Consider the following 5,101-nt stretch of genomic DNA (forward strand, 5'->3'; position numbering starts at 1 on the left):
GATTAATACAGTAGCAATTACTTAAGTAATAAAGTACTCAAAAATGGGGATAGTGATTAATAAAACATCGTATTATTATCGCCCCATCTTGTATGTAACAAAGTATTACTAAAAATGAACAAAAATTACTATTTGCTTTTTCTCGCAGCTTTACTCGCTGGCTGTGGCGGTGGGGGAGACTCTAAGCCGAACAATACGAAGACACCAACTACGGTAACAAAGCAGAACCGTCCGCAATTAAAAGTGGAAGACACGGTGTTGAAGTTTGAAGGAGTGGGAACGGTTACTGAAGCAAAACTGAGCAATGTACATGGGTCGGTATCTTACCAAGTCATTGACTCTAATCCGCCAAATGTCGTGAAAATTAATGACTCAGGAATACTACAAATTCTGCGCCCAGGAACGGCGACGATTCTTGCTACAGATAGTAGCTCTGCTTATGAATCTTCTGAAGCAAGATTTTCTGTCACTGTAGAGCGAGGCATCAATACTGAACTTTCAGTGAGTGATCTGAATTTCAATGCGATTGAGTCAGAAGGAAAAGCGTTGATCGTCCGTGGCCAAAAAGGCGAACTGAGTTATGAGGTAGAAAGTGGTCATAACTTGATTCGTGTTGATGAGAACGGTTCGGTATATTCATTAGGTTCAGTTGGTCAGGCATCGGTGCTGATTACTGATTCAGGTAACGACTTTTACTTGCCGAAACAAGTTCGCGCTACGGTTAAACTGCATGCAGTAGCTCCGGGGCAATTACAGTTCGCTTTGCTTGAAGACGAGTATCGAGAAGGGTTGACGTTAGAACCAGTGCGTTTAGATAAAGCTCAAACGCAACGTATTTCTTACAAAATCATAAATAGCGTACCAGACAGCAAGGTGGCCGAGTTGCTAGACCCTGAAACGGGTTTGCTTCTTGTTCATAATGTTGGGCGATTAACGGTTGAAGCGACTGCAACTTACAGCGACGCGTTTCTAGATAAACAGCAAACAGCGCAATTTTTTGTGGATATAAAACAAGGCAAGCGTCAAGAAATCAGCGCAGCGGATATTGTCACAACTTATGAGGAAGGTGGACGAATTTTCCCTAAGGTGACGAACGCCTACGGTGACTATGAGCTGAGAATCATTCGTGGTGAAGACGTTGTCGCTAAAACTGAAAATGGTGAAGCATTACTGATCAAAGGTGTTGGTGCTGCTGAAGTGGAAATTTACGAGCATGACATGCGTAATTATCCTGCAAGCAAAACTCGTTTTGATCTTGAAGTTAATCGCGCGCCTCATCCCGTTATAAAAGACATTGAAATGCCGCTTACCTATCAACCAAATCTTTCAATCCCTCTGGCGTTTAAAGGGCAAAAAGGTAACGTAAATCTAGTTAGCAGCTTACCTAATGGCTTACGAATGACTGACGGCAAGTTGGAGGTAGTGACTGCGGGTGAGTACGACCTTAAGTTTGAAGACGATGGTGGGGAGTTCTACCAACCTATTCAATTTAATGTCGTCATTAAAGTTGCAAAGGCTGAAGGCCAACCCATGGCAACGCACGATTATGACGTTGTATACAGCAACAAATACAGTTTTGATCTTCATCGTGATTTTGGTTTGAGTGCTGACGAGCAAATTGAGATTGTAGATAACACCGCACCAGATGTTGTCGGTGGTTTTAGTGAAGGACGTCTCCATGTGTATAAAGCGGGTAAAGCGACGCTAACTGTGCGCAGAAAAGAGAGCGCGAATTATACTGTTGGTCCTGATCAAAAAGTCTACGTGACAATTTTGAGTGCGCCGAGCCGAATTGAAGTTCAATCCGATGTGGAAGAGATTTGGAAGGTTGGCCAAACATTTGTTGCGCCGAAAATCTCTGGTACGGTTGGGGAAGTTACGTACCGATTTGCAGACAACGCAGCAACAGATGTAGTTTCCTTAAGCAGCCAAACGGGTGCCATGCAAATTCTTAACGCGGGTAGCACAAAAATTATTGTTTCGGATGCGGGGGACGACAAAGTGGATCCGGGTGAAAGTAGCTTCTCGGTCACGATTAAACAAGGCACAAACCCTGTATCGGTTACTTACCCAACGGTAGAACTCTCCGCTGGTAGTGTTATCTCACCAGTGATGAGTGGTGGGACTGCGAAGGCAAGTTACCGTCTTATTAACCAAAAAGATCCTGTGGTCGAGCTAGTTTCCCCTGATACGGGGCGTTTGAAGATTTTGCACGCAGGCGAGTACCAAGTAGAGGTTACTCTTACTGGACGCAACTACAAAGCTAAAACAATCGTCGTAAATGGCACTATTAACAAAGCGAATCACCCTGGTTTAAGTGCTTCTACAATGAAGGTGGAATTTGAACCATTTAAAAAGGTTAAGCTAGACTTTGGTACACCAATAGGAAACCGCAGCTATCAAATATCCAGCTCAACAATTAAAGGAGTCGCTTCATTAGATGTTGATAAGGAAGAGCTGACGTTACTTGACCTCCCGCCAGTAAAAAGACGTTGGATTTCTCTCGACGTTTCTGAAGGAGAATCTCGAGATTACAAAGCGTTGGAAAGTAAGAAAGTCCAGCTGTATCTAAGCTTTGCAGATGAAGGTGTTGCGGATCAATATACATTGCTTGAAACTGAACAAACAGTATTGTTTAGCACGCTAAATGCACGTGAGTTTTCTAACTTAGAAGAAAGTGAGTTTGGTTTGATGAACGTTCGTTCAGTGCGTGAGCCAACGGACGAAGAATTGAAACTATACGGCAAAGGTAAGATTGCACTACTTGCATTCAAGCCGGTGGGTAACGATGACCAAACTCTAATAAAAGGAGCGTGGGTACACTTAGCTCGATTTGATGGATGTACATCAGAGCTGTTCGAAGATGATCTCAAGCCTTTTGAAGCAATTGACTATGATGACCCAGGGTACTGCACCAACGGCAGCACGATTCGTATGACTCGGTTCTTAGTAATTGATGACTCGAAGATGGAAAAGGTAGAGTATGAGTTAGTAGCACCTGTGATTACTTACCGTCGTGGGGTTCGTGAATTTTTAGCAACGAATAAAGGTGGATTCTATGCCGACCCAAATGTCATTTACGGGAAAGGCGAATATGGTTACCCGAAATCACTTTACGAATGGTCGGTTGTTAACATGAAGTATCAACCAAATTAATCATCGTTTGATACCCATTAAAAAAGGAGTGCGGAACAGCACTCTTTTTTCGTGTAACGAACACGAGCTATTTCGTGTAGCGCATCACCCCTTCTTGCACGGCGGTCGCCACTAAGTGACCTTGCTGGTTGTATATTTCGCCTCGGACCAACCCACGAGTATTGCTCGCCGTTGGGCTCTCTATCGCATATAGAAGCCATTCATCCATCTTAAACGGACGATGGAACCAGATAGAGTGGTCAATGGTGGCCACTTGAAAGTTAGGCGTCATTAATGAGACTTCATGTGGATGCATTGCTGTCACAAGGAATCCCCAATCGGATGCGTAGGCCAGAAGGTACTGGTGAATTAGCTGATTCTCTGGCATTTCACCATTAGCACGAATCCAAAGGTACTGTTTGGGTTCTGCTTTTTTGGGCTTCAAAGGGTTGATAACCGTAACGGGGCGAGTTTCGATTGGCTTTTCCCCGCAAAATGTTTTGCGTAAGCGTTTGGGTAGAAATTCTGCAATATGGCTTGCGAGCTCACTCTCTGAGGCAAAGTTTTCTGGACCAGGGATATCTGGCATTTCTTTTTGATGATCAAACCCAGGTTGATCGCCATGGTAGGATGCGGTTAGGTAAAAAATAGGGCGTCCATTTTGAATTGCTTTTACGCGTCTAGTGCTAAAGCTACGGCCATCTCTCAGATTTTCTACGTCATAAATAATAGGTTTTTCTGGATCGCCAGGGTACAAAAAATAGCTATGGAAGGAGTGTACCGTGCGTGTTTCTTCAACGGTGTAGCGCGCAGCAGAAAGTGCTTGCCCAATTACTTGACCGCCATAAACTTGAGGCAAACCTAGGTTTTCACTTTGGCCACGAAACAAGCCTTCTTCTAATTTTTCGAGTTGTAGTAGGCTGAGCAATTCTCGTAGTGGTTTACTCATTGTGTCTCCTCACCGTTGTCTTTCATTCCAAGTTACCTCAACAGCCTCACTCTTGTGAAGTGGCATAGTTAAGAACTATTGAGTAACTTAGAAATAGTATTGTTCCAATTATGAAACAAAATCAATTGTTTGATAAATTCTAACTCAGTCAAACTATTGTCAAATAAAATGACAGGAAGCAGACAGTTTTATATTCCACACCTATAATTGCTTCGGTTTAATGCTCTTTTCGAGGAATATATGAAAAAAACACTACTACTTGTTACTTCTCTACTCTTTGGGGCTGCGTTAGTGGGTTGCCAAACTTCTCAAAATACAGAAATGGAATCTACAGAGGCGTCAATGAAGACGATTACAGGTACAGTGGCTTATCGCGAGCGGATTGCCTTGCCACCAAACGCAGTGGTTACTATTGCGTTAGAAGATGTGTCCTTGGCGGATGCGCCAGCAAAAGTGTTGGCGAAACAGACATTCGAAACAGAAGGTAAGCAAGTTCCTCTTTCTTTTGAGTTGAGTTACGACAGCAATGAAATCAAACCAAACCATCGTTACAGCGTTCGTGCTCGCATTGAGGTAGATGGAAAGCTGCGTTTTATCAGCGACACACATAACGGTGTTATTACAGATGAAGCACAAACTCACCAATTAGATATTCGTCTAGTTGGAACACGTTAATACGACGTACTGAGAACAAAAAATGGCAGCTTAAGGCTGCCATTTGTATTTTTTAAGTGAAGTTTTGCCAACTTCCGAGACTTCAATCCCTTCTGCTTCTAATTTCTTTTTTTGTCGCTCTAAGTCTCTGCCTTTTAAAGATATTTTTCCTTGGCTATTTACCACTCTAAACCAGGGGAGTTTGCTGTCTTCTGGTAGGTTACCCAGTGCTTTACCAACATGTCTCGCATAGCCCGGATAACCGGCCATTTTTGCAATTTCCCCATAGGTGGAGACTTTTCCTTTTGGAATTTGGTGAATTACAGCAAAGATTTGCGCTAAAAATTGGTCCATACTCAAAAG

Annotated in this window: 4 protein-coding genes; 2 read left to right on the top strand and 2 right to left on the bottom strand. The window is 43.1% G+C overall.

Translation table 11 applies throughout. From position 1 onward, the window contains the following. Nucleotides 1–114: 114 nt before the first annotated feature. Complete coding sequence (locus CAG68_RS17685; protein WP_086046597.1) at nt 115–3,156, top strand: D-Tyr-tRNAtyr deacylase; 3,042 nt, start codon at nt 115–117, stop codon at nt 3,154–3,156. Nucleotides 3,157–3,223: 67 nt separating this feature from the next. Here CAG68_RS17685 and tesB read toward each other — a convergent pair whose 3' ends face one another. Then, nucleotides 3,224–4,084, bottom strand: coding sequence for an acyl-CoA thioesterase II (gene tesB, locus CAG68_RS17690; RefSeq protein WP_005378575.1), 861 nt, complete (start codon nt 4,082–4,084; stop codon nt 3,224–3,226). A gap of 240 nt (nt 4,085–4,324) precedes the next feature. Between tesB and CAG68_RS17695 the strand changes: the two genes are divergently transcribed. Further along, nucleotides 4,325–4,759, top strand: a complete 435-nt coding sequence (locus CAG68_RS17695) for a YbaY family lipoprotein (protein ID WP_005378572.1) — start codon at nt 4,325–4,327, stop codon at nt 4,757–4,759. A gap of 30 nt (nt 4,760–4,789) precedes the next feature. Here CAG68_RS17695 and CAG68_RS17700 read toward each other — a convergent pair whose 3' ends face one another. Continuing rightward, on the bottom strand, nt 4,790–5,092 hold the full coding sequence (locus tag CAG68_RS17700; protein ID WP_033905036.1) for a DNA base-flipping protein: 303 nt from the start codon (nt 5,090–5,092) through the stop codon (nt 4,790–4,792). Nucleotides 5,093–5,101: the final 9 nt, after the last annotated feature.

Source organism: Vibrio sp. V42_P2S4T144, from assembly GCF_009904715.1.
Taxonomy (GTDB): Bacteria; Pseudomonadota; Gammaproteobacteria; order Enterobacterales; family Vibrionaceae; genus Vibrio; species Vibrio alginolyticus.

Coding starts and splice junctions, on each gene's coding strand:
- CAG68_RS17685 (WP_086046597.1), top strand. CDS start 115: ATGAACAAAAATTACTATTTGCTTTTTCTCGCAGCTTTACTCGCTGGC.
- tesB (WP_005378575.1), bottom strand. CDS start 4,084: ATGAGTAAACCACTACGAGAATTGCTCAGCCTACTACAACTCGAAAAA.
- CAG68_RS17695 (WP_005378572.1), top strand. CDS start 4,325: ATGAAAAAAACACTACTACTTGTTACTTCTCTACTCTTTGGGGCTGCG.
- CAG68_RS17700 (WP_033905036.1), bottom strand. CDS start 5,092: ATGGACCAATTTTTAGCGCAAATCTTTGCTGTAATTCACCAAATTCCA.